The following is a 25524-nucleotide window of genomic DNA, read 5'->3' as shown; positions in this document are numbered from 1 at the left end:
CATGGTCGGGAAATCTGATAACCGAGGCACCGGATTAGGCCATGTCGCATATTCTTTCGATTGACCAGGGCACGACTTCGTCGCGCGCTATCGTTTTTGGGCCCGGCTTGCGGGCGATTGCCAGCGCGCAGCGCGAATTTACCCAGCACTACCCCTCGTCCGGGTGGGTCGAACATGACGCGTCGGATCTGTGGGTGACCGTTGCTGGGGTGGCGCGCGAGGCAGTCGAAAAGGCCGGGCTGCATGCCAGCGACATTGCCGCCATCGGCATCACCAATCAGCGTGAGACGACGGTTTTGTGGGACCGCAGGACCGGCCAGCCCCTGCATCGCGCCATCGTCTGGCAGGATCGCCGCACGGCCGGGATGTGCGAGGCGCTAAAGGCGCTGGGCCATGAAAAGATGATCTCTGCCCGCACCGGTCTGCTGCTTGACCCCTATTTCTCGGGCACCAAGCTGAAATGGCTGCTCGACACGATCGACGGCGCGCGTGAGCGTGCGCGGCGGGGCGAGCTGTGTTTTGGCACTGTCGACAGCTGGCTGATCTGGAACCTGACCGGGGGTAGGGTTCATGCAACCGACGCGACCAACGCGGCCCGGACCCTGCTTTACAACATCGCCGAGAACCGCTGGGATGATGAGATCTGCGCGCTTCTCGACATCCCGATGCAGGTTTTGCCCGAGGTGCGTGACTGTGCCGACGATTACGGCGTGACCCGTGCGGATCTGTTCGGTCGCGAAATCCCGATCCTTGGCGTTGCGGGTGACCAGCAGGCCGCGACTGTTGGTCAGGCGTGTTTCGCACCGGGAATGATGAAATCGACCTATGGCACGGGTTGCTTTGCGCTGCTGAACACCGGGGCCGAATGTGTTGTCTCGCAAAACCGGCTGCTGACCACCATCGCCTATCGGCTGAAGGGGCAGACAAGCTATGCGCTGGAGGGCTCGATCTTTATCGCCGGTGCAGTGGTGCAATGGCTGCGCGACGGGCTGGGGATCATTCGCCATGCCTCGGAAACCCAAGGGCTGGCTGAAAAGGCAGACCGGGGACAGGAACTGGTTTTGGTCCCGGCCTTTACCGGGCTTGGCGCACCCTATTGGCGGCCTGACTGCCGTGGCGCCATCTATGGGCTGACGCGCAACTCGGGTCCAGCTGAACTGGTACGGGCGGCACTGGAAAGCGTCGGCTTCCAGACCCGCGATTTGTGGGAGGCGATGCGGGCCGACTGGCCTGGCGCGGCCCAGGGCGTGCTGCGCGTCGATGGCGGCATGGCGGTCAGTGACTGGACCATGCAGTTTCTGGCCGATCTTCTGGGCGCGCCGGTTGATCGTCCGGTGGTGACCGAGACGACGGCCCTTGGTGCGGGCTATCTTGCCGGGCTTCAGGCGGGGCTGTGCCCCGAACCTGACGAGTTCGCCCGCGATTGGGCGCTTGATCGCCGCTTTGATCCCGACATGGCTGAGGATGAGCGTGAAGGGCGTTACCGGCGCTGGAAAAAGGCCGTCGAGGCCACGATGAGCCTTGCCGGCTGACGCCTGCTCAGTCGCGCGGAATGGTGTCGAGGGGCTGGAACAGCAGTCCCCCGGGCCCATGGGTCAGATGCGCGGTGATGCCAAAAATACGGGCAAGGTTTTCGGCAGTCAGCACCGTCTCGGGTGGTCCGTCTGCGGCGATACGGCCCTGACCCAGCAGGATGAGCCGGGTGCAATGCCGCGCCGCAAGCCCCAGATCGTGAAGCGAGGCCAGCACGCCCCGTCCCTGATCGGCAAGGTGACGAAATAGCCTCATCACCTCGATTTGTGCGGCGGGGTCCAACCCGGCAATGGGTTCGTCCGCGATCAGCAATGGCGTCTCCTGTGCCAGCGCACGGGCGATCAGGGTCCGGGCCTGCTCACCCCCCGACAGTTCAGTCGCCCGGCGGTGGCGCAAAGGTTCCAGATGCAGCGCCGCGATGGCGCGTTCGATGGCGGCCCGGTCGTCTAATCCCGCAGCACGGGGATGGGCGATGCGGCCAAGCGCGACCAGCGCCTCGACCGGCATCGGCCAAGCGATCTGTCGTCCCTGAGGCATATAGGCGGCAGCGCGGGCGCGTTCATGAACCGGCAGCGCTGCGAGTGAGGAATGCCCTTGCACAGGTATCAGCCCCAGTGCCGCACGCAAAAGCGTGGTCTTGCCCACGCCATTCGGACCAAGCAGGCCGACGAACTCGCCAGCGCCAATGCGCAGGTCTATCCCGTCCAGTACCACCCGTCCGGCGCGGCGAAAGGAAAGGGCGCGCAGTTCCAGCATGTCACAACCCCTCGCGCCGGGTTTTCAGGATCAGGTGCAGAAAGAATGGCGCTCCGACCAGCGCCGTCAGCACCCCAAGCTTAAGGTCACGACCGGGTGCGATCACCCGCACCGCGATATCGGCGGCAAGCACGACCGCCGCGCCGCCAAGGGCCGATGCGGGGACCAGCCGCGCCGGGCTTGCATCAACTGCGCGGCGCAGCACATGCGGCACCACCAGCCCGACAAAGCCGACAGAGCCGGCGACGGCGGTTGCGCCCCCGATCAGCGCGGCGATGCCGGCGATCAGCATCAGCCGCAACCGGCCCATATGTACCCCTACCGAGGCGGCCGCGTCCTCGCCCAGCGTCAACGCCTCAAGCGCGCGCCGTGTGGGCCACAGGGCCGCAAACCCCAGCGCCATCAGCGGTGCCGCGATCCAGACATGCAGCATTGAGCGATCAGCGAGCGAGCCGAGCATCCAGAACACGATCTCATTGGCGGCAAAGGGATTGGGCGACAGGTTCAGCACCAGCGAGGTGCAGGCCCCGGCCAAAGCCGAAATGGCGATCCCGGCAAGGATCAGTGCCAGCGCCCCGCCACGCGGCCCGGCCAGCATCAGGACCAGCACCACCGACAAGGCAGCCCCGGCCAATGCCGCAACGGGCAGGGCCAGCGCCCATGCCGCCGACAGCCCGGTGTGGATCGCCAGCACCGCGCCAAGAGAGGCAGAGGCGCTGGTGCCGATCAGCCCCGGCTCGGCCAGAGGGTTGCGCAGGAAACCCTGCATCACCGCCCCTGACATGCCAAGCGCGGCGCCGACAAACAGTCCCAGAATGGCCCGGGGCAGGCGCAATTCGCGCATGATCAGCACCAGCATTTCATCGCCCCGGCCAAATAGCGCGGCAAGGCTTTGGCCAGCGCCCATTGCGGCCGGTCCGGTCAGCAGCGAGGCCAGAAACAGCACTGCGACCAGCGCAACCAGACCCGCGATGGTCAGCGAATAGCGGCTTTGAGTCATGGCCCCTCCTGCAAGGCGAGGCGTGCCTCGCGCATCTGGGCGACGGCGCGCAGGATATAGGGCGTCCCGCAGACCCAGTCGGGGTCTGACATGACCACCGTCGACTTGTCCTGACCAAGCGCCTTCAGCGCGGGATGCTCAAGCAGCTCTTGCCCACGGGCGGCCCCGGGATAACGCCGCCCCTCGACCAGCAGGTCGGGGTCCGCGATCAGTAGCCGCTCAAGCGCCAGTATCCCGCCCGCAGGCAGACCGAGTTCATCAGCAATATTGTCAAAACCGGCCAGCGCGATGATCTGCCCGGCAAGGCTGTTGTGGCCCGAACTGTAGCCGTTCACCGCATATAGCGCCGCGCGTGGGCGCGGGCCGGGGGCGGGATCGGACAGTAACGCCAGATCCGCGTCGAAACGCGCGATTAGGCGCTGTGCCTCGGCATCGCGGCCCAGCACCTTGCCCATGCGCAGGATATTGGCGCGGATGCCGGCAAGGTCGTTTTCAACCGGAAAGACCTCGACCGGGATGTTCAGGCGCTGCAACAGCCGGATCGTCTCGGGCGAGGACCAGGCCCCGGCCACCACCAGATCGGGCTGCATGAGATAGATTTCCTCGGTCAGACCGTGATTGGCGGGCAGAGGAGCAGCCTCTTTCGCCATGGCCGACGAGCTGGGGTCCGCTGCTAGGGCCGAGACCGAGACGAGCTGCCCTGGCGCAGCCAGCATCAGCGCCAGCTGGTCGGTGCAAAGATTCATCGACAGGACCCGACGCGGTGGCTGTGCCGCCGCGTGCTGGGCCAGGCCGACGATCAGGCCAAGGATCAGCCCCAGCCGTGCTACCATTGCGCCGTCAGCCCCACATAGGCCGTGCGGCCCTGACCGTAATATCCCCAAGCCTCGGAGTAATCTTCGTCAAAGAGGTTCACCACCCGTCCGGTCAGGCGCAGATTGTCGGTCAGATCATATTGCGCAGCAAGGTTCACGGTCACAAAGTCGGGCAGCTTGGTCGTGGCGGGAATTGCGGGCCATACGGTGTTGAACCATTCCTGCCCATAATTGTCCGCAACATAGCGCAGATCGGCGGTAACCGAGCCTCGACCCTGTGCAAAATCGGCCGTGGCGCGCAGGCCCAGCTGATGGCGCGGCTGGCGGGGAACCGGCTTTCCGTCCTCGGTCCGGGCGTCCATATAGGTATAGGTTGCGCCCAGACGCAGCCAGTCGGTCGCATCATAGTCGAGCTCAAGCTCGAATCCCTTGCGGGTGCTGGTGCCAGAGATGTTTTGTGAGGTGGTGCCAGCGCCGGTGATCATATCCTCGACCTTGCTGGTAAAAAGTGTCGCGCCCAGATTTGCCCGCCCCTCGGCAAAGGTCCAGTCCACGCCCAGTTCATAGCTGTGGCTGGTCTCGGGGCGTAGGTCCGGATTGCCCCGATAGGTGCCTGAGGTATAGCCATAAAGTTCAAACATGGTCGGGTTGACGGTTGCCTTGCCCGCTGCTGCGCGCAGCCTCAAGTCGCGGTCGGGCAGGGCCCAGGCGCCGGCGATGCTCCAGGTGGTGGCATCGCGGAAAACGTCGTTGAAGCTGCGGCGTAGCCCGGCTTGAATGCCAAGGCCGTTGTCGAACTGGCCCTGATATTCCAGCGCCACCGATTTGCTGTCGCGCTCGTAACGGTTCGCCCCGTAAGCGTTCGAAGTTTCGTAAGTCTCGCGCTTTGCTTGCAGCGCCACGCTTAGTTTTTGCTGTGCATCGCGGACATGGCCGCCGTCCAGTGCCCAACTGCCGGTATATTTGATATCCCGCAGCCGCGAGGCATCGTCGTAATCCGGGACACCTGCGTTGAAATGATCTGCCGTCTGGTTCGAGCCGGACAGAATGAAGCGGTGCAGAAACCGCCCCTCCAGCGCCTCTGCCTCTAGCCAGAGAGAGCCATAGGTTTCGTTGCGTTTGGCGGTAAAGGGCGTATCAATCACATAATCATCGGGAGAGTCTACGGCGGTCCAGCTCGTCCCGTCATAGCCATATTCCTGCCAGCGGCGGCGCAGGGTAAAGCCCGCGCTTATCCCATCGGTCAATTCGTACGAGCCGGTCAGGCCCAGTGTGTCGTGGTCGTTGAAGTCGGTATCCCCGCCCGGGGTGCGGGACGTATCCTCGCCATCGCTGCGCCGTGACACCGCCGACAGGCTGATGCCGCCGCGCTCACCCCGCGCCTGCACATAGGCACTGGCCGTGCGGGTCCCGAGCCCGCCGACCTCGACCGTTCCGCCATAATGAAGGCCGGGGGTGCGGGCCTGGCGGGTGGTGATCGAGATCACGCCCGATGCGGCATTGGCGCCGTGGATGGTCGATTGTGGCCCGCGCAGCACCTCGATGCGCTCGATATCCTCGGCAAGCATTCCGCTGAAGGTATAATCCCCGCTACCGGGAGAGTTGGCCTCGACCCCGTCGATCAGCACCAAGACATGGTTGGTCTCACCGCCGCGAATACGGATACTGGTCAGCGACTCTCCGGTCGAGGTGACAGACAGGCCGGGGACGGTGCGCAGCGCGTCCTGAACCGTGGTGACGCGGCGCTGTTGCAGATCTTCGGCGGTCAGGACGGTATAGGCGCGGCCATAGGCGCTTTCGACGACCGGAGAGAGGCCGCCCGACAATACGACCTGATCAAGGATCACGGTTTCGGGGACCTCCTCGGCGCTCACGATCACAGGCAGCAGCGCGGCGGTAATGGCGATAAGGGAAACGGTGGTTCTGAACATTCCGACCTGGCCTTTCCAGTGCGGGTCACTGACCCGCGAATTGCAGAATATCCCGTAAAGGCTCTGGGCTGAGCCTGCGGGATGGTGAATGTCACCTCTGCGGGATGGCCGCTTTCCTGGCGCACCCCGCGCCGGAAATGGGTGATCGCTGCGGCAGGTCTCCTGGCTTGCGGATCATTGCTCGGGCCGGCCTTCCCGGGTTTTATCCCAGTGGCATCATCGACCATCGCTCTCCGCATACAGTTGCGGGGGCAGCCCCGGACTTGCCCCGGTCCTTCGCGGACCATAAGGCGTACCGGCGTTCCCTTTTCATCCGGCTGAAGCGCCGGAACCGTAGCGGCTTTGCATTGCCGCACAGCAGCATCAGCTGTCAAGCGTCATCGCGGCAACAGCCCCTGGCGGTATGCTGCCCCTGCGTTCAGGGCGCAACGGCATGATCCGTGATCCCCGCCTTGTGCCCGCCGCCGATCTGTATGAGACAGGGGGCATCCGCGTCAGGAGGTCAGGGATGAACGCATTGAAACGGATCGGCATCGACACCTACATGCTGCTCTTGCTTGGCATGGTGTTGCTGGGCTTGTTCCTGCCTGCGCGCGGCATGGCGGCGGATCTGCTGTCAGGGGCGACCTTCTGGGCTGTAACGCTGCTCTTCTTTCTGTACGGAGCGCGGTTGGATCCGGCATCGGTCAAGGCAGGGCTGCTGAACCTGCGCCTGCAGGGACTGACCTTTGCCGCGACCTATGTGCTGTTTCCGTTGCTCGGGCTCGGGCTGGCGGCACTGTTTGGCCAGGTGCTGGGGCCTGAACTGACCATGGGCCTGATGTTTCTTGCCGTGCTGCCCTCGACGGTACAAAGCTCGATCGCCTTCACCTCGATTGCCAATGGCAATGTGCCGGCGGCGATCTGCGCGGCTTCTCTGTCGAACCTTGTAGGCGTGGTGCTGACCCCGCTGCTCGTCACCCATCTTCTGCATCAGGAAGGCGGAGGCGCAAGCCTCGACGCGATCCAGAAAGTCGCGGTCCAGATCCTGCTGCCTTTTGCTATAGGGCAACTTACCCGCCGCTGGATCGGAGGTTTTGTTCGGCGTCACCGGTTACTGACCATGGTGGTCGACCGGGGCTCGATCCTGCTGATCGTCTATTCAGCCTTTGGCGCAGGAACGGTCGCGGGGATCTGGTCGGCGATCCCCGCTCCGGGGCTGATCCTGTGTTTTCTGGTCACGGCGCTGCTTTTGGCGCTGGCCATGGGGATCATGGCGGGTGCGGGACGGCTCTTCCGCCTACCACCCCAAGATCAGGCCGTGCTGTTCTTTTGTGGTTCGACCAAAAGCCTGGCAAGCGGGTTGCCCATCGCCACGGCAATCTTTCCGGCAGCAGCGGTGGGGGCTACCGTGCTGCCGGTGATGATCTATCACATGACGCAACTGCTCGTCTGCTCGGCCATCGCGCAAAGACGGGCGCGCGGATAGGGCCGGGATCAGAAATCCCAGTCCTCATCCTCAGTGGCGACAGCCTTGCCGATCACATAGCTTGACCCCGATCCGCTAAAGAAATCATGGTTTTCGCTATCGGGCGACAGGGCGGCAAGGATCGCCGGGTTCACCTCACAGGCCTGGGGCGGGAACAGAGCCTCATAGCCAAGGTTTTGTAACGCCTTGTTGGCATTGTAATGCAGGAAGGCTTTGACATCCTCGGTCAGACCGATGCCGTCATAAAGCTCGGCGGTATATTTCGCCTCGATGTCATACAGGTCGAACATCAGCGAAAAGGCGAAATCCTTAAGCGCGGCGCGCTCACCCTCGTCCAGCCGTTCAAGACCGCGCTGATATTTGTAACCGATGTAATAGCCATGCACGGCCTCGTCGCGGATGATCAGCCGGATCAGGTCGGCAGTATTGGTCAGCTTGGCGCGGCTTGACCAATACATCGGCAGGTAAAAGCCGGAATAGAACAGAAAGCTCTCCAGAAAGACACTGGCGATCTTGCGCTTCAGTGGCGAGGAACCGGCCTGGTACTCATCGACCACCAGCCGCGCCTTTTGCTGCAGATGCGGGTTTTCCTCAGCCCAGCGAAAGGCTGCATCCACCTCTGGCGTCAGGCAGAGCGTCGAAAAGATCGAAGAATAGCTGCGCGCGTGTACCGCCTCCATGAAAGAGATATTCGACAGCACCGCCTCTTCATGGGGGGTCAGGGCGTCGGGCATCATCGCCGGCGCGCCGACCGAGTTCTGGATCGTGTCCAGAAGCGTCAGCCCGGTAAAGACGCGAATGGTCAGTTCGCGCTCTTCGGACCGCAGCGTTGCCCAGCTTTGCACGTCGTTTGACAGCGGCACTTTTTCAGGCAGCCAGAAATTCACCGTAAGACGGTTCCAGACCTCCAGATCCTTCTCGTCCTCCAGCCGGTTCCAGTTGATCGCCCGCAAAGGCAGGCGCGGCGCTTGGTCCTTCATCCGAAGAGCCTTTCTTTCGTGTACAAATATCCTCGGGGGGGCGGGGGCAGACAGCCCCCGCTCAGAGCGTGCAAGAAACACAGCCCTGCACTTCGGTACCTTCCAATGCGGTCTGACGCAGGCGGATATAGTAGATCGTCTTGATCCCTTTTTTCCACGCGTAGATCTGGGCGCGGTTGATATCGCGCGTCGTCGCCTCGGCAGGAAAGAACAAAGTCAGGGACAGGCCCTGGTCGACATGTTCGGTCGCCGCCGCATAGGTGTCTATGATCGCTTCGGGCCCGATTTCATAGGCATCGCGGTAATAGTCCAGATTCTCGTTCGTCATGTAGGGCGCGGGGTAATAGACCCGGCCGATCTTGCCTTCCTTGCGGATCTCGATCTTGGCGACGATGGGGTGGATCGAACTCGTCGAGTTGTTGATATAGCTGATCGAGCCCGTCGGCGGTACCGCCTGCAGGTTGCGATTGTAAAGGCCGTGGGCCATCACATCGTCTTTCAGCCTGGCCCAGTCCTCGCGCCGCGGCAGGGGGATGTTCTGGAACAGGCGTTCGACCTCGGGCGTCGTCGGCAGCCAGTCGCGGCTCAGGTATTTGTCAAAGAACGAGCCGTCGGCATATTTTGATTTCTCGAATCCGGCAAAGCTGCGACCCTTTTCCTGCGCCAGCAGGTTCGACGCACGGATCGCGTGATAGGCGATGGCGGCAAAATAGACACTGGTGAACTCGACCCCTTCCGGGCTGCCATAATGGATGTGTTCGCGTGCGAGATAGCCGTGCAGGTTCATCTGGCCAAGGCCGACGGCATGGGCTTCGTCATTGCCGCGCCGGATCGAGGGCACGGCATTGATCGCCGACATCTCTGACACTGCGGTCAGGGCCCGGATCGCTGCCTCGACGGTTGCGCCGAAATCCGGCCCGTCCATGGTCGCCGCGATATTGAGCGAGCCGAGGTTGCAGGAAATATCCGTGCCCAGATGACTGTAGCTAAGGTCCTCATTATATTCCGAGGCCTCATTAACCTGCAAAATCTCGCTGCACAGGTTCGACATGCTGATGCGGCCCGCGACGGGGTTGGCGCGGTTCACCGTGTCTTCGAACATGATGTAGGGATAGCCGCTTTCGAACTGAATCTCGGCCAGGGTCTGGAAAAAGGCCCGGGCGTTGATCTTTTTCTTGCGGATGCGTTTGTCGTCCACCATCTCGGCATATTTCTCGGACACCGGGATTTCCGAGAAGGGCACGCCATAGACCCGCTCAACGTCATGGGGCGAAAACAGGTACATGTCCTGATTACGCTTGGCGAGCTCAAAGGTCACATCTGGGATGACGACGCCAAGGCTCAGCGTCTTGATGCGGATCTTTTCGTCTGCGTTCTCGCGCTTGGTGTCCAGAAAGCGCATGATATCGGGGTGATGGGCGTGCAGATAGACCGCACCTGCACCCTGACGCGCGCCCAGCTGATTGGCATAGCTGAAGCTGTCCTCAAGCAGCTTCATCACCGGCACGACGCCAGAGGACTGGTTTTCGATCCCCTTGATCGGAGCACCCGACTCGCGCAGGTTCGTCAGCATCAGTGCGACCCCGCCGCCGCGCTTGCTGAGCTGCAGCGCCGAATTGATCGAGCGGCCGATCGATTCCATGTTGTCCTCGACCCGCAGCAGGAAGCACGAGATCAGCTCGCCCCGCGATTTTTTTCCGGCGTTAAGGAATGTCGGCGTTGCAGGCTGGAACCGGCCTGAAAGGATTTCCTCCATAAAGCGCATCGCCAGCACCTCATCGCCGCGCGCCAGTGCCAGCGCGACCATGACCACCCGGTCCTCGTAACGTTCCAGATAGCGCTGGCCGTCGCGGGTCTTCAGCGTGTAGCTGGTGTAGTATTTGAAGGCGCCAAGAAAGGTCGGAAAGCGGAATTTGCGGCGGAACGCGGCTTCCCAGATCCGGTGCAGGAACTCGCGCGGATACTGGTCAAGGACCTCGGCCTCGTAATAGCCCTCATCGACCAGATAGCCCAGCTTTTCGTCCAGAGAGTGAAAGAAGACGGTGTTCTGATTGACGTGCTGCAGGAAATACTGCCGCGCGGCCTTGCGGTCTGCGTCAAAGCGGATCTTTCCCTCGTCGTCATAGAGGTTCAGCATCGCGTTCAGCGCGTGATAGTCCAGTTCGGCCTTTACGCCATTGTCAAGCATTCCGTCCCCCAGAATTTCTTTAACCCCGCCCGGACGCGGGAAATGTCGATTTCGGTGCCGGCCAGTTCGAAACGGTAAAGAACCGGCACCTTGCATTTGTCAGAGATTACCCGGCCAGCCAGCGCATATGTCGCGCCGAAGTTGCGGTTGCCTGCAGCGATGACGCCGCGCAACAGCGCCCGGCGGCCGGGATCGTTGAGAAAGCGGATGACCTGTTTGGGTACCGCGCCGCGCCCCCCGCCATCGGCATAGGTCGGGCAGATCAGCACATAGGGGCGGGCAGGGGCCGGTATCTCGTCCTTGGGCGAAATCGGAATGCGCCCGGCAATCAGCCCAAGCTGGTCCACGAAACGCGCCGTGTTCCCCGAGCCTGATGAGAAATAGATCAGCCCGCCCATCGTGCTGGTCAGGACAGGCGGCCGATCATGTCCGGGCGGAATCCGGCCCAATGCGCATCACCAGCAATGACCACCGGGGCCTGACGATAGCCAAGAGAGGTCACAAGCTCCATTGCCGCCTCGTCCTCGGTCAGGTCGACCAGCTGATAGGCCAGGCCACGCGCGTCAAGCGCCCGGGTGGTGGCGGTGCATTGAACGCAGGCGGGTTTGGAATAAACGGTGATGGTCATGCCTCGGCTCCTTCAGTGTTGTCGGCAACAAGGGGCCGGGCCGATGGCGATGCCATCCGGTCCTGATCCAGCCCCGTGCCCGCCGCACGGTTACGTCATCTCGTGTCATGGCAGGTCTTCTGACTTGCGGGTCCCGGCTTGGCTGACCTTCCCGAAGCCAGGGCCTCAGTGGTGTTCCAGCGTCGCTCGCCGCTTACAGCTGCGGGGGCAGTGCCGGATTTTCACCGGCTTCCCTCTTCTTCGTCCGGCCGGGGCCGGATTCACCATGACCCCGTCAGTAAGCCATGAGAGTTTCGGGCCGTCAACTAGATATAGTGCAGGTTCCTAAGCTATCCACAGAGATGTAGTGTCCCTGTGGGTAATTGCCCGCATTCAGGATGTTAACGAAACCATTCTGTTCAAAAGCAAGAAACCGGGTTTTCCGGTGCCTCTCCTGGCCCATACCGACCCTGCAACAAGCATGGGAGAGGCAGAATGCTGCTCAAGGACAAGACTATTATTATCACCGGAGCCTCTAGTGGAATCGGCGCCGCCGCAGCGCAGATATTCGCGGCCGAGGGCGCGCGGCTGGTGATCTCGGCCCGGCGCGAAGACCGGCTTACCGATCTTGCTGCCCGAATCGATCAAGGTGCGGGTCGCATCGCGGTACTGGCGGGCGATGTTACGGCGCCGGGCCATGCCGAGGCGCTGGTCACGCTGGCGCAGGACCGGTTTGGCGGGCTTGATGGGGCTTTCAACAATGCCGGTCAGACCGGCTCGGGCGCCCGGGTGCATGAGATCGCTGATGCGGAATGGCAGCAACTGATTGCCACCAACCTGACTGCTGCATTTATGGCCGCGCGGGCGCAGGTCCCGGCGCTGTTGGCGCGGGGCGGGGGTGCGCTGGTGTTTACCGGCAGTTTCATCGGCCATACTGCGGTACTGCCGGGCATGGGCAGCTATGCTGCGGCCAAGGCCGGGTTGATCGGATTGGTGCAGGCGCTGGCGGTGGATTATGGCCCGCAACGCATCCGCGCCAATGCCCTGCTGCCCGGTGGCACGCTGACCGAGATGGCAGGAGATGCCGCGACCAACCCCGAAACCGGAGGTTTCATCTCGGGCCTGCATGCCCTGAAGCGTATGGCTGAGCCCGCAGAGATCGCACGGGCGGCGCTGTTTCTGCTGTCTGACCATGCAAGCTTTATCACCGGCTCTGCAATGCTGGCCGATGGTGGCAATTCAATCTGTAAGGTCTAGCCCTTGAGGCTGCGCCACAGGCTCAGCGCCAGATCGGACAGATCGCCTAGCCGGGCAAGCATATGCTCACGCTCAAGCGCCGGGGCGTTCTCGGCGCGGTCGAGCCGTCTTAGCAATCGCATCACCCGGCGCCTGTGGATGCCGGTCCACAACTGAACAGGATCGGCGATCAACCCGGCAAAGGTGGTCATGACCGAGGCCAGCATGGCCAGACCTATTCCGGTCAGTACCAGCTTTGCCGTCGACAACTCGGCCGGAAAGGCCCAGTACCACATGCGGCCGGCCCAGCTTCCCAGTGCGAAATCCTGCACTGCCTGTGCCTGCGCCTGCAGATGCGCGATCGGCCCGGCAAGCGAGATGACCCCCGGTGTCGGGCGATGAAAAAGCACCAGCCCCGCAACCAGAACGATGAGCGATGTTGATATCTCAGCGACGGCGTTGCGGGTCTCGGCATAATCGGCCACTGCGCGGGCGATGCTTTCGGGCGGGGCCTTGGGGGCCAGATCCTTATCTGCAAGGTCGTCGATGAAATACGCAAGATCGGCCCGGATCTGTCGGGCAACATCGGATTTCAGGAATATCTGCCGCCCGGCCAGCCAGTCTGCTGCCTGCAACAGCCTTAACCGCCGCAGGATTGGTGCACCCAGCCGCACCAGCAGGAACAGTGGCGATAGCATGACGTTCACCGGCGCGCGCAACAGGTCCAGTCCAAGCGCATGGCGATGCAGCGCCAAGGTGCCGCGCAAGCCGTAGCGGGCGCGGACAAAACGGCGAACCTCTGTTTCGCGCCGGGTCATCGGGCGGGTGTCGGCGGGCTGCAACATGGCCCATATCTAGGGGCGGGCGCTGCTGCGCTCAATCCTCATGTCAGCGCAACCAACCCCAGCCCAAGCGCCGAGATGAACAGCCAGGCCACTGCGCCCAGCAACAGGGGTCGTATGCCTTTGGCGCGCAGCTTGCGCAGATCAGTCTCCAGCCCCATCGCGGCAAGTGCCATGGTCAGCAGAAAGGCGGTCAGGCCTGCGACTTCGGCATGCAGCGCCTCGGGAAGGGGCAGGGCGCTGTTCAGCACCACCACAGCTATAAATCCTAATACGAACCACGGCGTCGGGGCTTTGCCCGTGCCCTTGGCTCCCCGCCGACGGGCAAGCGCACCCAGCGTCAGGATCAGGGGGGCGAGCATGATGACGCGGCTAAGCTTGGCGACTGTGGCGGCCTGCCCGGCCTCGGCCCCGTGCTGGAAACCTGCGCCGACGACTTGTGCTACCTCATGGATGGTCGCCCCGACCCAGATGCCGTACGAGGTCGGCCCCATCGCCATCATCCCGCCAAGGATCGGCATCGCCAGCATCGACAGCGAGCCAAAAACCGTCACGCAGGCGATGGCATAGGCGACGTCCTCGTCCGTCCCACGCGTCACCGTATTGGTGGCGATTACCGCAGATGCACCGCAGACCGAGGTGCCGGCGGCGATCAGTTCGGCCAGCCGTGCCTCGACCCCCAACACGTGGCCGGCCCAGCGGGTAAACACGAAAGTCGCGGCCAATGTCACGGCAATCACGGTAAGACCTGGCAGGCCGACAGCGCGCAGCTGCTCAAGCGTCAGTTGAAAGCCCAGCAGGACGATAGCCAGACGCAGGATACGGCGCAGCGAAAAACCGATCCCGGCGCGGGCAGCCTCGGGGGTGCCGGTCAGGTTCCCAATCGCCATTCCCAGCACCATCGCCACCACCAGAGGGCTAAGCGCCGCGATGCCCGACAGCTGCTGCACCGCTGTTGCGGCGACCGCGATCGCAAAGGTCAGTCCCAGCCCCGGCAAGACAGGGAATCGCCAGCCAGCAGCGGTGATCTGGTTTTGCGAACGCTGATCTGTCGAGGACATGTTCGTACCTTTCTATCTTCAAGGCGGAACATGGTCCCTGACTACTGTTCAATCTATCGCATTATATTTGCCATATTGTTCGATAATTCTTATTAATCAAGCATGACCCTTGAGCAGCTTCGTATCTTTCTGGCCGTGGCCGAACGTCAGCATGTCACCCGTGCTGCCGAGGCGCTGAACTTGACGCAATCAGCGGTCAGCGCAGCGATTTCGGCGCTTGAGGCCCGGCATGGTGTACGCTTTTTTGACCGGATCGGGCGGCGGATCGTGCTGACTGACACCGGCGCCGCCTTTATGACCGAGGCCCGCGCGGTGCTGGACCGCGCCGAGACCGCCGAGATGGTGCTGGAGGATCTGGCGCGTGAGCCGCGCGGCCGGTTGCGGGTGCACTCCAGCCAGACCGTGGCGAGCTATTGGCTGCCGTCGCGGCTGGTCGCGCTGCGCGAGATGCATCCTGGGATCGAGCTGCGCCTGACGGTCAGCAATACCACTCAGGTCGCTGATGCGGTGCAAGAGGGGGGCGCTGATCTGGGTCTGGTCGAAGGCGCGGTCAGTCACGGCGATCTGCATCGGCAGGTGGTGGCACGAGATCGGCTGGTCCTGATTATGGCCGCCACCCATCCCTGGGCCGGGCGCGAGGCGGTGCCGGTGGCCGAGCTTACCACGCAAAGCTGGATTTTGCGCGAACCGGGATCAGGTACACGATCCGAGTTCGAGGTCTGGCTGACTGAGCAGGGCCTGTCTGTTGCGGCGCTGCCGGTGGCGCTGGAGTTACCCTCGAACGAGGCAGTGCTGAGCGCGGTTGCCTCCAGCCGATGCCTTGCGGCACTGTCTCAGCGGGCGGTGGCACGACCGGAGGCATCGGGCTGGATCATTACCCAGCCGCTGACGGGGGCCGAGAGGCCATTTGCGTTGTTAACCAATCCGCGGCGCTATCGCACCCGTGCAGTGCAGGCGTTGATTGATATTCTGACGGATGAGGGTTTCGTGACCGGGCTGCCCTGAGGCAGGCCTTGCCGACATAAAAAAAGGGCCTGCGCCATCGGGAGGGAGGGCGCAGGCCGTCGTCTCGGCAGGGCTGACCGGGTCTTGTCACGCGGGCCCCGGTCAGCCCTGCGAGGGACCTCGTCAGCCGTGCTGCAGCTGGGTCATGGGTGCATCTTCGTCCAGCAGATCCGGCTCTGAGATATCTTCGCCATCCAGGATGCGGCGGGCGCGGTCGCGGTCGATATCGCCCACCCAGGATGCGACGACCACGGTGGCGACGCAGTTGCCCAGATAGTTCCCCAGCGCACGGGCGATGCCCATGAACCAGTCCACCGACAGCACCAGCACCAGACCGATGGCGGGGATCGCGGGGATCGCGGCCAGCGTTGCAGCCAGGATCACGATAGCCGAACCCGGCACCCCATGCGCCCCCTTGGAGGTGATCAGTGCCACGCCCAGAATAGCCAGCAGGTCCGTGGTGGACAGCGGCGTGTTGGTCGCCTGGGCGATAAAGACCGCTGCCAGCGTCAGGTAGATCGAGAAGGCGTCAAGGTTGAACGAGTAACCCGTCGGCACCACCAGACCCACGGTCGAGTCCTTGATGCCCAGCTTTTCCAGCTTGCGCATGGTCTGGGGCAGGACCGAGTCGCTTGATGCGGTGCCGGCAACGATGCTGACCTCGGTGCGCAGGTAGCGGATCAGCTTGATGATGCTGAACCCGGCCATGCGCATCACGAAACCCAGGACGACAAAGACAAAGATGGCGATGGTGACGTAGAACAGCCCGACCAGATAACCCAGCTGTGCCAGTGAACTGATGCCGTATTTGCCGACCGTAAAGGCGATGGCGCCAAAGACACCGATCGGGGCTAGACGGACGATAAAGCCCATGATCTTGAAGGTCACGTCGCCCGTCAGTTCGATCATGTGCAAAAGCGGCTTGCCACGTTCGCCAACCAGCGACAGCGCGCAGCCAAACAGCACGGCGACCAGCAGCACCTGCAGTACGTCGCCCTGAGCAAAGCCGCTGACCATCGTGGTCGGGATCAGCTTCATCAGGAATTCGACCGTGCCGCCGCTGCTGACTTCATTGGCGCGGTCGACATAGGACGACAGGGCCGAGGCGTCGAGCTGGGTCACATCTATGTTCATCCCGTGACCGGGACCAAAGAGGTAGGCAATCGCGATGCCAAGGGCGAGAGCGATCGTGGTGATGACCTCGAAATAGATGATGGCGCGAATGCCGACCTTGCCGACTTTTTTCAGGTCACCCGCGCTGGCGATGCCATGCACGACGACGCAAAAGACGATGACGGGGATCAGCATCTTGATAAGTTTGATGAACCCGTCCCCGAGCGGCTTCATCTTGGCTGCGAATTCAGGCGCGAAAAAGCCGGCGATGACCCCCAGCACCAGCGCCACGCAAACCTGTCCAAACAAGGACCTGGACCATTTTGGCATGTGTTTCCGTTCCCCCCTGTGACGGAAGAGGTGCGCCGCGGCCAGCACATGCCGGATGCGTCCTCACTCGCATCGGGCAACATGCAGGCCGAGACAGGCCCCCTATTTGATCAATAGTTGGCGAATGTCACATCCGTGTCTAATATTGATTTATTAGTGATCTATACGGTGACGCTATGAGAATGCGCCAACTCCGCTGCTTTGTCGTTCTGGCCGAAGAGCTGAACTTTACCCGGGCAGCCCGTAGGCTGAACATGTCGCAGCCGCCATTAAGCACGCAACTTCAGACACTTGAGCGTGAAGTTGGCGCCGAGCTCATCAGCCGCACCAGCCGCAAGGTGGCGCTTACACGTGCCGGAGAGCTGTTTCTGCCGCGTGCGCGCAACATGCTGGATCAATATGAACGCAGCCTGCATGAGATCCGGGAAATTCAACGCGGCCAGGACGGATTGCTGGAAATCGGGGCAACTGGTTCGATTTTACGCGGCGGCCTGTCCGAGCTTCTGGCCCAGTTTGCGCGCCTGCATCCACGAATCACGTTGCGTGTTCATGAGCAGACGCCGGCGACTCAATTGACCGAGGTTTTGAGCCGGCGCACGGATGTCAGCTTTAACCGCTCGGTGCCGCGTGATGATGAGCTGGCCTATGAATACGGCTGGCGGGAAGAGATGATGGCGCTGGTGCGCAGCGACCATAGGCTGGCCGGACGCACCTGTGTGTCGATCGACGATCTGCGCGAGGATCAGCATGTGGTGCTGCGACCCGAAAGCTCGGATTTCGCGGCCTATGTCATGTCCTGCATCATCGCTTCGGGCTATCGGCCACAGGTTTCGCAACAGGTCGTTGACGCGCAATCAATCCCCAGCCTGATCGTTGCGGGCTTTGGTGTCAGCATCGTGCCGGCGGGAATTGCACGGCTGACGGCCGGGCCGCTGACATTTCTGCCGATCCGGCCCAACCCCCCGGTGTCCGAGGTCTATATCGTCTATCACCATCGCGACCCGGTTCCGGCACTGCAACTGTTTCTGACCGAGGTGCGTCGCTGTCTTGGTCACGACCCGGGTGTGCCGACCCAAAAAGAGCCGCCGCTGCCCTGACGTCAAAGACCGGCTTCCGAGTTTCGCTTTGACTTGCGGGGCAGGGGCGGCTATGGGGGCAGCTTGGCTCTGCATTCCGGGCCGGCGACCCAAGGCTGGGGTCTGACCGCAAAGGGGATGGTGCCTTTCACCCGGATGCTGCGCATCCCCTTTCTGGCGAAGAAGATGAACGAACATGATATTGCCGCGCCTCTGGCCGCGGCGCTGGCGGCCAAGGGCTATGCCAGCCTTACCTCTGTACAACAAGCGGCGCTTGAGCCCGAGGCGCGGGGACGCGATGTGCTGGTCTCGGCCCAGACCGGGTCGGGCAAGACCGTGGCCTTTGGCCTTGCCATGGCGGGCGATATTCTTGACGGCGACAGCCTTCCCGATGTCAGCCAGCCGTTGGCTTTGGCGATTGCCCCCACGCGTGAACTGGCCTTGCAGGTGGCGCGCGAACTTGGCTGGCTTTATGCCCAGGCCGGGGCGCGGATCGCCACTTGCGTTGGCGGGATGGATTACCGCACCGAGCGCCGGGCGCTTGAGCGTGGCGCGCATATCGTCGTCGGCACGCCCGGCCGCCTGCGCGATCATATCGAACGCGGGTCGCTGGATCTGAGCGGACTTGCCGCCTGCGTTCTGGACGAGGCCGATGAGATGCTGGACCTCGGCTTTCGCGAGGACCTGGAATTTATCCTGGGCAGCGCGCCGGCCAGCCGCCGCACGCTGCTGTTTTCGGCAACCGTGCCTCCGGCTATTGAACAGCTTGCGCGCGATTTCCAGCGCGACGCGCTGCGTATTCAGGCCATGGGCGAGGCGCGCCAGCACGGCGATATCGAATATCGCGCCCTGTCCGTGGCGGCTCGCGACCGTGAGCACGCGATCTTTAACACGCTGCGCTATTATGAGGCGAGCCGCGCGATCATCTTTTGCAAGACCCGGGCTAATGTGAACCATCTGCTGGCGCGGATGGGCAATCGCGGCTTCAAGGTCGTGGCACTGTCGGGCGAGCTGTCCCAGCAGGAACGCAGCCACGCCTTGCAGGCGCTGCGTGACGGGCGGGCGCGGGTCTGTATCGCTACCGATGTTGCCGCGCGCGGCATCGACCTGCCGGGGCTTGAACTGGTGATTCATGCCGATCTGCCAACCAACCCGGACACGCTTTTGCATCGTTCGGGCCGGACCGGACGGGCAGGGGCCAAGGGGACCTCGGTGCTGATCGTGCCGTCTTCGGAATACAAGCGCGCTCAGCGGCTGTTGCAGCGTGCGCGGCTGGTCGCGGAATGGGGCAAGGCCCCTTCGGCCGAGGAAGTGCAGGCGCGCGATGATGAGCGGATGACGGATCATCCCGCGCTGGGCGAAGCGCCGGGCGACGAGGCCGCGCTGGCCTCTGCGCTGCTTGACCGGTTTGGTGCGGAACAGGTTGCCTCGGCCTTTGTGAGACTGTGGCGCGAAGGGCGTCCGGCGCCCGAGGAACTGTCGGAAAACGTCGTGCCGGCGCCTTCGGCCCCGCGGGAGCGTGGAGAGTTTGGCCCGGCGGTATGGTTCCTGCTTTCGGTCGGCCATTCCGGTCGGGCCGAGGCGCGCTGGTTGTTGCCCAAGATCTGCGAGGCCGGGGATATCACCCGTGACGCGATTGGCGCGATCCGGGTCAAGACCGAACAGACCTTTGTACAAATCGCGGCAGCTGTCGCCGATAATTTTGGCGAACGGACCGAACTTGAGCCCGGCCTGACCATGCGCCGCATTGAGGGCGAGCCGGTTTTCGATGCTCCTGCTGCCCGGGTGAAAAAGCCGCACCGTGGACAGGATCGCAGCCAGGAACGAGGACCAGAACGGGCACATTCCCCCCGCGCTCCCTACGCCGAGCCGCAGGAACTGCGCCCGCGTGCCAAGGCTAAGGCCGGGGCAAAACCGCCGCTTCGTCCTGAACCTGTCGCGTCAGAGCCAGTTACGCGCAATGCGCCTGCGCCGCAGGCCGAGGCAGCCGAGGCACCGCGCAAGGCACGCTGGAGCAGTGAAAAGAAGCTGGCTCATAAGACCTCCGCGAAACCCGGTCCCAAGGCTGGCTCAAAATCGGCGGGCTTCAAGTCTCATGGCGGATCGGCCCGCGATGACGGCGCCGAGGGACGGCCCAGACGCGCCGCCGGTTTCCGCTCGCACCGCGCCGAGGGTGGCTGGCAGGGCAAGGGGGAAGATAAGCCCTTCCGTGCCCGTCCGAAGCCCGGGACCCGTTCGGGTAAGCCCGGCCCGCGCTAGGACCGAACCTGCATCCGCCCCGATCCTGCAGGGTCGTGGCGGATGCGTTTCCACAACCTTAGGCGCGATGGGCCCGCCAGTGGTCGATACCGGCCTGGGCGACAGACTGATCCTGATCGGGCGTCCCTGATGATACGCCGATCCCGCCGACCGTCTGGCCTTCGTGTTCAACTGGCAGCCCACCGCCCACGACCGTCAGCCGCCCGCCGATAGCCGAGAAAATGCCCCAGGCTGGCGCGCCGGGCTGGCTGGCTGCGCCATATTCATGGGTGGCTTTACGAGCCGCTGCGGCAGTAAAGGCCTTGTCTACGGCAATGGTGGCTGATGTCACCTTGCCCCCGTCCATGCGCGAAAAAGCCAAAAGCTGGCCGCTTTCATCGGTGACGGCGATGCACATGGGGACGCCGATGGTGCGGGCATGGGCCTCGGCCCCTTCGACAAGCAGGCGCGCGTCGGCTTGATCCAGCCTGGTGATGGTTTGCATGGGTTTCTCCTCCTGTTGAAACTTTTATTCGGCGGGCGCGGCATCCCCGGCGGGGCCGGCCGGAACGTCAAGGCGCTGCATGGCCTTGCCATAGTCTGCGGGCGACAGGGCAAGGATCAGCACCGACACCACCAGCACAGCGGCAAGATGCAGCGCCCAGCCAGCGGTGAAGCTGCCCGTCAAATCATGCAGCAGGGCCAGCACCCATGGTGGCAGCGCGGCGAGCAGAAAGCCTCCGCCCTGCATCAGGGCTGCCAACGTTCCGGCCTCGGCCGGACCAGGCAGATGGTCCAGCGCGACAATCATCATCAGCGAGAAACACCCGCCAAGCCCCGCGCCCAGCATAAAGGTGACCATGTGCGGCGCGGCCTCGGGGCGCAGGATCAGCATGGCAAAGCCGATGATCTGCATTGCAAGGCAAAGCGCCAGCCACGGCCTGTGGTCGCGTGAGCGGTTGGCGAGTGCCGGGATCAGCAGCGCCGAAACTGCCTGTCCGACGGCAAGCAGGGCGAGCAGTCCGCCACTTGCCCCGGCTGACCAGCCTAGTTCCTGAAAGGTAGGCGAAATCCACGCGACCGAGGATGAGTATCCCCCGTTGATAAGCCCGAAACAGGCCATAAGCAGCCAGACCCGGGGCAGGCGCAACCAATGGGCCAGCCGTTGGCGACCCTCTCGCGGTTGGCGCTTTTCGGACGGCAGGACAAGCGCGGCCAGCAGGGCTGTCATCAGGGCGGGCACGGCAAGCCAGCCAAGCGCCAGCCTCCAGCTGCCAGACCATGCCGCGATCAGCGGCGCGGCCTGTGCGCCAAATGCGCCGCCGCCCATCATCATCGAGGCGTAAAGCCCCATGGCGAGGTTCAGCCCCTGTTGGAATTCGCGTTTGATGATGGCGGGAAAGGCAGCCTGCGCGCCCGCCGCGCCAAGGCCAAGCAGCACTGCCGAGCCAAGAAGGTCAAAGGTCGAATGGGCCACCAGCCGCAGCCCGGAACCGAAGCCCAGAATGACCAGCGCAAGAACGGTGGCGCGTTTCGCCCCCAGCCTTGCCAGTATGGCCGGACCAAAGAACGCCCCCGCGCCCATCAGCAGGATCGGCACCAGTGTCAGCGCCGACAGTCCCTGCAGGGACAGGCCGGTTTCGGCCCGCATCGGCGCGGTCACGGGGCCGACGCCGGTCAGAAAGGGCCGTAACGCCAGCCCGACCAATGCCACCACGATAAGCAGTCGCAGGGTTGCGTTCCGGTCTTTGGTCATTGCCTATGCATCCGCTGGCGCAATAAGCGCGCGACAATCTGGGGCGAAAGCTTGTGCATGGCCTGCCTTGCTGTTGCGATGGGCCGGATCACCGGGAAACGGGCCGAGCCATAGGGCGAAAAAATCTCAAAGAGGGCATCGGCGGGCGCAGATTAACCGGCAGGGCAGTAAGTAATAATCTGCAATATCTATATACAGAATCAAAAACAGATTGAATATTGTGCTGCGGCGGGCTATGGCTGCCCCCTTGCCGGATCCGGCCCGGACGACCGCCGCGACAGGGACATGTCGGCAACGCAGGACCGTTTTGCAACGGTCGTCTCTATACGTTGCGGTTCGGTTATGGCTTGATGACTCAATCTGAAATTGCCGGAGACACGCGATGGCAACCGTTCTTGTCAATCTACTGATCTTTGCCGCGCTGATCGTGGTGCTGGTCCGCCTGCAAGGCGGGCGGCTGTCGCTGTCGGTGCGGGTCTTTGTCGGCCTTATCCTTGGCACATTGTTCGGGATCGGGCTGCAACTTGTCTATGGCAACGGCGCACCGGTGCTGAAAACCACGATCGACTGGATCAACGTGGTCGGCAACGGCTATGTGCAGCTGTTGCAGATGGTGGTGATGCCGCTGGTCTTTGCCGCGATCCTCAGCGCGGTGTCGAGGCTTTACGATGCCTCGGCGCTGGGGCGGATCTCGGTCCTGACGCTGGGCACGCTTCTGATCACCACGGCGATCGCCGCCTTTGTCGGTGTCGTCATGGCGCTGGCCTTTGGTCTGACAGCCGAAGGGCTGACGCAAGGTGCGGCCGAAACCGCCCGGCTGGCGGCGCTTGAGACGAACTATGCGCCCAAAGTTGCCGACCTGACGGTGCCGCAGCTGCTGCTGTCCTTTATCCCCAAGAACCCCTTTGCTGATCTGACCGGGGCGAACCCGACCTCGATCATCGCGGTGGTGGTTTTTGCGGCCTTCCTTGGCGTCGCCGCGATCCGCCTGGTGCGCCGTGACGAGGAAAAGGGACGCAGCCTTCTGAACCTGATCGACATCCTGCAAGCCTGGATCGGTCAGCTGGTGCGGCTGATCATGGTGCTGACCCCCTATGGCGTCATGGCCCTGATGACCAAGATGGCGGCAACCTCGAATGCCAGCGACATCCTGAACCTCGGCAAATTTGTCGTTGCCTCTTATCTGGGGCTGGGGATCATGTTCGTCGTGCATGCTGTGCTGCTGAGCCTGACCGGGGTGAACCCGCTGGTGTTTTTCCGCAAGATCGTGCCGGCGCTGACCTTTGCCTTTTCCAGCCGGTCAAGTGCCGCGACCATCCCGCTGAACGTCGAGATCCAGACCCGCCGTTTGGGCGTGCCGCAAACGATCGCCTCGTTCTCGGCGTCATTCGGGGCGACCATTGGCCAGAACGGCTGCGCCGGGCTTTATCCGGCCATGCTGGCTGTGATGGTGGCGCCGACAGTCGGGATCAACCCGCTTGATCCGGGCTGGATCATGACGCTTTTGGCCATTGTCACCTTGTCCTCGGCCGGGGTAGCCGGGGTCGGCGGGGGTGCGACCATGGCGGCGCTGATCGTCCTGCCGGCCATGGGCCTGCCCGTGACGCTGGTGGCGCTGCTGATCTCGGTCGAACCGCTGATCGACATGGGCCGGACGGCGCTGAACGTTTCGGGTTCGATGACGGCGGGCACGGTCACCTCGCAGATCCTTGGCCAGACCGACAAGGCTGTTTTGCAAAGCCGGGACGAACACAGCCTGCAAAACGCCTGACTATTGCCCGGTGCCGCACCCACAGCGCGGCGCCGGGACCTTTGCGCAACGGCGTGCTTGTGTGTTTGCGCGAGGCCGAAGTTCCTTTAATCCTGGCTTAATCCGGGTGGAGGAACCTGAAGCGTGAGCCTTGAATATCTTCTGACCATCTTTGTCATCTGCGTTTCGCCGGGAATTGGCGTGGTCTATACCCTGTCCGCGACCCTTGGAGGGGGGATGAGGGCAGGGTTCTGGGCCGCGGCCGGATGCACGATCACCACGGTGATCCATCTGGTCATCGCCATGGCGGGGCTTGCCGCGATCCTGCACACCAGCGCCGTTATCTTTCAGACGATCAAATATGCAGGCGTTGCGTATCTGCTGTGGATGGCCTGGTCGGTGTTGAAGGATAGGGGTGGGTTGTCGCTGCGCCCCTCAGCGCCTCAGTCGCGTAGGGCGCTGGTCTGGCGCGGGGTGGTGCTTAATATCCTTAACCCGAAATTGCCGCTGTTCTTTGTAGCTTTCATCCCGCAATTCGTCCCTGCAGGCAGCCCGATCAGCCTGCTGTTCGAGTTGGGGCTGGGCTTTACGCTGATGACCTTTGTGGTCTTTCTGGGCTATGCCGCACTGGCGGCGCGGGGCAGGCAGCACCTTTTGCACAGCGAAAGGGCGATGAACTGGCTGCGCCGCACCTTTGCCGCCTGTTTTGCAGGGCTGGGGCTGAAGCTTGCTGCCGAGAGTGCTTAGGGTACTAGCCGCCTTGGCCAAAGGTGTCGCGCACCGGGCTTTCTGACAGCATGACCAGCTTTTCTCGTAGCCGCATCGCCAGAGGCGACAGCGGGCGGCGTCTGAGGTCCAGCAGGTAATAGGGCGAGACCCGGATTTCATGCGGGACCTGCAAGACCGCAAAACCCGCGCCGACCGGAGGGCGGATCAGAAGTTCGGCCACCTCTTCGGACATGGGCGCGACCGCGTCGCTTTGCGCAAGATAGGCGATGGTCAGCAGCAACGAGGGGCTGTTGACGATATTGCGCGGTTCGGGCAGGCCAACATCGGCAAAGGCGGAAAGCGTCGCCTCGCGGATCGGTGCGCCGCGTTGCTGCATGATCCATTCCTGTTCGCAAAGCTCGGTCAGTGTCACCGGGGCGGCGCGGCTTAGCGGGTGGGTCGAGCGAACCAGAAAAGCCACCTTTTCATCCCGCATCGGCAGGATGTTGAAGTCGCGGCTGTCGAATTCCGGCAGGATACGGGCAAGGACGAAATCCATTTCTCCGGCCGCCAGATGTTGCAACAGCTCGCGCGAAGGCATGACATCAACGGTGATCTCGGCATCGGGGGCACCTTGCTTGATCTCGCGGATGGCCGAAACGAGATAGCCGACCGCAGGCCCGGTCACCGCGCCCACCCGCAAGGCGCCGCCAAAGCCGTTGCGCAGCGCCTGCACGTCCGAGGCCATGCTGAACATCTCGCGCAGGATGACGCGTGCGCGGCGCAGGACGGCGCGCCCGATCTCGGTCGGTTCCATGCCCTTGGGCTGGCGCAGGAAAAGCTGGGCACCGACCTGGTTTTCGATCTCGGCCAGCATACGCGAGGCGGCAGGTTGGGTCATGCCAATACGTTCGGCCGCCATCTGTAGCTGGCCAGTTTCGGCGATCTGCTGGATCAGCCGCAGTTGGGCAGGTTTCAACATCAGGCGGGCAGGAGGTAATGACATAACAGATCCGATATGCAAATGGAAGACGAAGTAATTTTACCATTATGTAATTTCATGGCTGGATCATTCGCAAGCCGTCAGAGGGGAACGGTTGCCCGGTGGGAGGAGATGCCTTGCAAAATGCC

General features: G+C 63.0%; 22 protein-coding genes and 2 riboswitches. Of the genes, 8 read left to right on the top strand and 14 right to left on the bottom strand.

Annotation, left to right across the window (positions count from 1 at the left end):
* The first annotated feature begins 41 nt into the window (after positions 1–41).
* A complete protein-coding gene (gene glpK / locus F8A10_RS06115) occupies positions 42–1532 on the top strand; it encodes a glycerol kinase GlpK (RefSeq protein ID WP_152366919.1) in 1491 nt (496 codons plus the stop codon).
* Positions 1533–1539: 7 nt separating this feature from the next.
* Here glpK and F8A10_RS06110 read toward each other — a convergent pair whose 3' ends face one another.
* The 4 genes from F8A10_RS06110 to F8A10_RS06095 are packed head-to-tail and all read right to left on the bottom strand — an operon-like array spanning position 1540 to position 6035.
* Positions 1540–2289: an ABC transporter ATP-binding protein gene (locus tag F8A10_RS06110; RefSeq protein ID WP_152366918.1), complete on the bottom strand. Its 750-nt coding sequence runs from the start codon at positions 2287–2289 to the stop codon at positions 1540–1542.
* 1 nt (position 2290) lies between these two features.
* Positions 2291–3289: a FecCD family ABC transporter permease gene (locus F8A10_RS06105; protein ID WP_010396448.1), complete on the bottom strand. Its 999-nt coding sequence runs from the start codon at positions 3287–3289 to the stop codon at positions 2291–2293.
* A complete protein-coding gene (locus F8A10_RS06100) occupies positions 3286–4122 on the bottom strand; it encodes an ABC transporter substrate-binding protein (RefSeq protein WP_152366917.1) in 837 nt (278 codons plus the stop codon). The genes F8A10_RS06105 and F8A10_RS06100 overlap by 4 nt, the downstream gene beginning before the upstream one ends.
* The gene (locus F8A10_RS06095) at positions 4116–6035 is read right to left on the bottom strand and encodes a TonB-dependent receptor plug domain-containing protein (protein ID WP_152366916.1); all 1920 of its coding nucleotides are present in this window, start codon (positions 6033–6035) and stop codon (positions 4116–4118) included. Before F8A10_RS06095 ends, F8A10_RS06100 begins: the two co-directional genes overlap by 7 nt.
* Positions 6036–6170: 135 nt before the next feature.
* A riboswitch (cobalamin riboswitch) is annotated at positions 6171–6386 on the bottom strand.
* Positions 6387–6543: 157 nt separating this feature from the next.
* Between F8A10_RS06095 and F8A10_RS06090 the strand changes: the two genes are divergently transcribed.
* Positions 6544–7503 (top strand): bile acid:sodium symporter family protein, encoded by a 960-nt coding sequence (locus F8A10_RS06090; protein ID WP_152366915.1) that lies wholly within the window; start codon positions 6544–6546, stop codon positions 7501–7503.
* 8 nt (positions 7504–7511) lie between these two features.
* Here the strand turns inward: F8A10_RS06090 and nrdF are convergent, their stop codons facing one another.
* The 4 genes from nrdF to nrdH form a co-directional block, all read right to left on the bottom strand.
* Complete coding sequence (gene nrdF / locus F8A10_RS06085; protein WP_152366914.1) at positions 7512–8483, bottom strand: class 1b ribonucleoside-diphosphate reductase subunit beta; 972 nt, start codon at positions 8481–8483, stop codon at positions 7512–7514.
* Between the two features lie 61 nt (positions 8484–8544).
* Positions 8545–10671, bottom strand: coding sequence for a class 1b ribonucleoside-diphosphate reductase subunit alpha (nrdE, locus tag F8A10_RS06080; RefSeq protein ID WP_029372073.1), 2127 nt, complete (start codon positions 10669–10671; stop codon positions 8545–8547).
* The gene (gene nrdI / locus F8A10_RS06075; RefSeq protein ID WP_152366913.1) at positions 10653–11069 is read right to left on the bottom strand and encodes a class Ib ribonucleoside-diphosphate reductase assembly flavoprotein NrdI; all 417 of its coding nucleotides are present in this window, start codon (positions 11067–11069) and stop codon (positions 10653–10655) included. Before nrdI ends, nrdE begins: the two co-directional genes overlap by 19 nt.
* Before the next feature lie 8 nt (positions 11070–11077).
* Positions 11078–11299 (bottom strand): glutaredoxin-like protein NrdH, encoded by a 222-nt coding sequence (nrdH, locus tag F8A10_RS06070; protein WP_010396433.1) that lies wholly within the window; start codon positions 11297–11299, stop codon positions 11078–11080.
* Positions 11300–11391: 92 nt separating this feature from the next.
* Positions 11392–11582: riboswitch (cobalamin riboswitch) on the bottom strand.
* 191 nt (positions 11583–11773) lie between these two features.
* Here nrdH and F8A10_RS06065 point away from each other — a divergent pair.
* The gene (locus F8A10_RS06065; protein ID WP_010396431.1) at positions 11774–12535 is read left to right on the top strand and encodes an SDR family oxidoreductase; all 762 of its coding nucleotides are present in this window, start codon (positions 11774–11776) and stop codon (positions 12533–12535) included.
* Here F8A10_RS06065 and F8A10_RS06060 read toward each other — a convergent pair.
* A complete protein-coding gene (locus F8A10_RS06060) occupies positions 12532–13359 on the bottom strand; it encodes a DUF6635 family protein (RefSeq protein WP_152366912.1) in 828 nt (275 codons plus the stop codon). The genes F8A10_RS06065 and F8A10_RS06060 overlap by 4 nt on opposite strands.
* 38 nt (positions 13360–13397) lie before the next feature.
* A complete protein-coding gene (locus tag F8A10_RS06055; RefSeq protein ID WP_152366911.1) occupies positions 13398–14417 on the bottom strand; it encodes a YeiH family protein in 1020 nt (339 codons plus the stop codon).
* Between the two features lie 102 nt (positions 14418–14519).
* Between F8A10_RS06055 and F8A10_RS06050 the strand changes: the two genes are divergently transcribed.
* Positions 14520–15422, top strand: coding sequence for a LysR family transcriptional regulator (locus F8A10_RS06050; protein WP_152366910.1), 903 nt, complete (start codon positions 14520–14522; stop codon positions 15420–15422).
* Between the two features lie 123 nt (positions 15423–15545).
* Here F8A10_RS06050 and F8A10_RS06045 read toward each other — a convergent pair whose 3' ends face one another.
* Positions 15546–16844 carry a C4-dicarboxylate transporter DctA gene (locus F8A10_RS06045; protein WP_237701511.1) on the bottom strand — a complete coding sequence of 433 codons (1299 nt, stop codon included), beginning with the start codon at positions 16842–16844 and terminating at the stop codon, positions 15546–15548.
* 203 nt (positions 16845–17047) lie between these two features.
* On the opposite strand from F8A10_RS06045, the gene F8A10_RS06040 reads away from it, so the two are divergent.
* Positions 17048–17962: a LysR substrate-binding domain-containing protein gene (locus F8A10_RS06040; protein ID WP_085502512.1), complete on the top strand. Its 915-nt coding sequence runs from the start codon at positions 17048–17050 to the stop codon at positions 17960–17962.
* A 165-nt stretch (positions 17963–18127) separates the two neighbouring features.
* Positions 18128–20200: a DEAD/DEAH box helicase gene (locus F8A10_RS06035; protein ID WP_227493431.1), complete on the top strand. Its 2073-nt coding sequence runs from the start codon at positions 18128–18130 to the stop codon at positions 20198–20200.
* 58 nt (positions 20201–20258) lie between these two features.
* On the opposite strand, the gene F8A10_RS06030 is transcribed toward F8A10_RS06035, so the two are convergent.
* Positions 20259–20684, bottom strand: a complete 426-nt coding sequence (locus F8A10_RS06030; RefSeq protein ID WP_010396416.1) for a GlcG/HbpS family heme-binding protein — start codon at positions 20682–20684, stop codon at positions 20259–20261.
* Between the two features lie 24 nt (positions 20685–20708).
* Positions 20709–21935 carry a cyanate transporter gene (locus F8A10_RS06025; protein WP_010396414.1) on the bottom strand — a complete coding sequence of 409 codons (1227 nt, stop codon included), beginning with the start codon at positions 21933–21935 and terminating at the stop codon, positions 20709–20711.
* A gap of 382 nt (positions 21936–22317) precedes the next feature.
* Here F8A10_RS06025 and F8A10_RS06020 point away from each other — a divergent pair, with 382 nt between their 5' ends.
* Together F8A10_RS06020 and F8A10_RS06015 are read left to right on the top strand one after the other, a co-directional pair.
* Entirely contained in the window at positions 22318–23706 is a 1389-nt protein-coding gene (locus F8A10_RS06020; protein ID WP_152366909.1) for an L-cystine transporter, read from the top strand.
* A 123-nt stretch (positions 23707–23829) separates the two neighbouring features.
* Positions 23830–24432 carry a LysE family translocator gene (locus tag F8A10_RS06015; protein ID WP_152366908.1) on the top strand — a complete coding sequence of 201 codons (603 nt, stop codon included), beginning with the start codon at positions 23830–23832 and terminating at the stop codon, positions 24430–24432.
* A gap of 4 nt (positions 24433–24436) precedes the next feature.
* Here F8A10_RS06015 and F8A10_RS06010 read toward each other — a convergent pair whose 3' ends face one another.
* The gene (locus tag F8A10_RS06010; protein WP_227493341.1) at positions 24437–25375 is read right to left on the bottom strand and encodes a LysR family transcriptional regulator; all 939 of its coding nucleotides are present in this window, start codon (positions 25373–25375) and stop codon (positions 24437–24439) included.
* Between the last annotated feature and the right edge of the window lie 149 nt (positions 25376–25524).

The sequence above is a fragment of the Paracoccus kondratievae genome (assembly GCF_009301415.1).
GTDB classification, from domain to species: Bacteria; Pseudomonadota; Alphaproteobacteria; order Rhodobacterales; family Rhodobacteraceae; genus Paracoccus; species Paracoccus kondratievae.
The sequence above is the reverse complement of the archived record's forward strand: the minus strand, read 5'-3'. Positions and strand labels throughout refer to the sequence as shown.

What these genes read in the sequence shown, in the direction of transcription:
- F8A10_RS06110 (WP_152366918.1), bottom strand. Translation starts at nt 2,289, where the DNA reads ATGCTGGAACTGCGCGCCCTTTCCTTTCGCCGCGCCGGACGGGTGGTA.
- nrdH (WP_010396433.1), bottom strand. Translation starts at nt 11,299, where the DNA reads ATGACCATCACCGTTTATTCCAAACCCGCCTGCGTTCAATGCACCGCC.
- F8A10_RS06100 (WP_152366917.1), bottom strand. Translation starts at nt 4,122, where the DNA reads ATGGTAGCACGGCTGGGGCTGATCCTTGGCCTGATCGTCGGCCTGGCC.
- F8A10_RS06010 (WP_227493341.1), bottom strand. Translation starts at nt 25,375, where the DNA reads ATGTTGAAACCTGCCCAACTGCGGCTGATCCAGCAGATCGCCGAAACT.
- F8A10_RS06035 (WP_227493431.1), top strand. Translation starts at nt 18,128, where the DNA reads ATGAACGAACATGATATTGCCGCGCCTCTGGCCGCGGCGCTGGCGGCC.
- F8A10_RS06030 (WP_010396416.1), bottom strand. Translation starts at nt 20,684, where the DNA reads ATGCAAACCATCACCAGGCTGGATCAAGCCGACGCGCGCCTGCTTGTC.
- F8A10_RS06020 (WP_152366909.1), top strand. Translation starts at nt 22,318, where the DNA reads ATGGCAACCGTTCTTGTCAATCTACTGATCTTTGCCGCGCTGATCGTG.
- F8A10_RS06095 (WP_152366916.1), bottom strand. Translation starts at nt 6,035, where the DNA reads ATGTTCAGAACCACCGTTTCCCTTATCGCCATTACCGCCGCGCTGCTG.
- F8A10_RS06055 (WP_152366911.1), bottom strand. Translation starts at nt 14,417, where the DNA reads ATGTCCTCGACAGATCAGCGTTCGCAAAACCAGATCACCGCTGCTGGC.
- glpK (WP_152366919.1), top strand. Translation starts at nt 42, where the DNA reads ATGTCGCATATTCTTTCGATTGACCAGGGCACGACTTCGTCGCGCGCT.
- F8A10_RS06060 (WP_152366912.1), bottom strand. Translation starts at nt 13,359, where the DNA reads ATGTTGCAGCCCGCCGACACCCGCCCGATGACCCGGCGCGAAACAGAG.
- nrdI (WP_152366913.1), bottom strand. Translation starts at nt 11,069, where the DNA reads ATGGGCGGGCTGATCTATTTCTCATCAGGCTCGGGGAACACGGCGCGT.
- nrdE (WP_029372073.1), bottom strand. Translation starts at nt 10,671, where the DNA reads ATGCTTGACAATGGCGTAAAGGCCGAACTGGACTATCACGCGCTGAAC.
- F8A10_RS06025 (WP_010396414.1), bottom strand. Translation starts at nt 21,935, where the DNA reads ATGACCAAAGACCGGAACGCAACCCTGCGACTGCTTATCGTGGTGGCA.
- F8A10_RS06090 (WP_152366915.1), top strand. Translation starts at nt 6,544, where the DNA reads ATGAACGCATTGAAACGGATCGGCATCGACACCTACATGCTGCTCTTG.
- nrdF (WP_152366914.1), bottom strand. Translation starts at nt 8,483, where the DNA reads ATGAAGGACCAAGCGCCGCGCCTGCCTTTGCGGGCGATCAACTGGAAC.
- F8A10_RS06040 (WP_085502512.1), top strand. Translation starts at nt 17,048, where the DNA reads ATGCGCCAACTCCGCTGCTTTGTCGTTCTGGCCGAAGAGCTGAACTTT.
- F8A10_RS06065 (WP_010396431.1), top strand. Translation starts at nt 11,774, where the DNA reads ATGCTGCTCAAGGACAAGACTATTATTATCACCGGAGCCTCTAGTGGA.
- F8A10_RS06050 (WP_152366910.1), top strand. Translation starts at nt 14,520, where the DNA reads ATGACCCTTGAGCAGCTTCGTATCTTTCTGGCCGTGGCCGAACGTCAG.
- F8A10_RS06105 (WP_010396448.1), bottom strand. Translation starts at nt 3,289, where the DNA reads ATGACTCAAAGCCGCTATTCGCTGACCATCGCGGGTCTGGTTGCGCTG.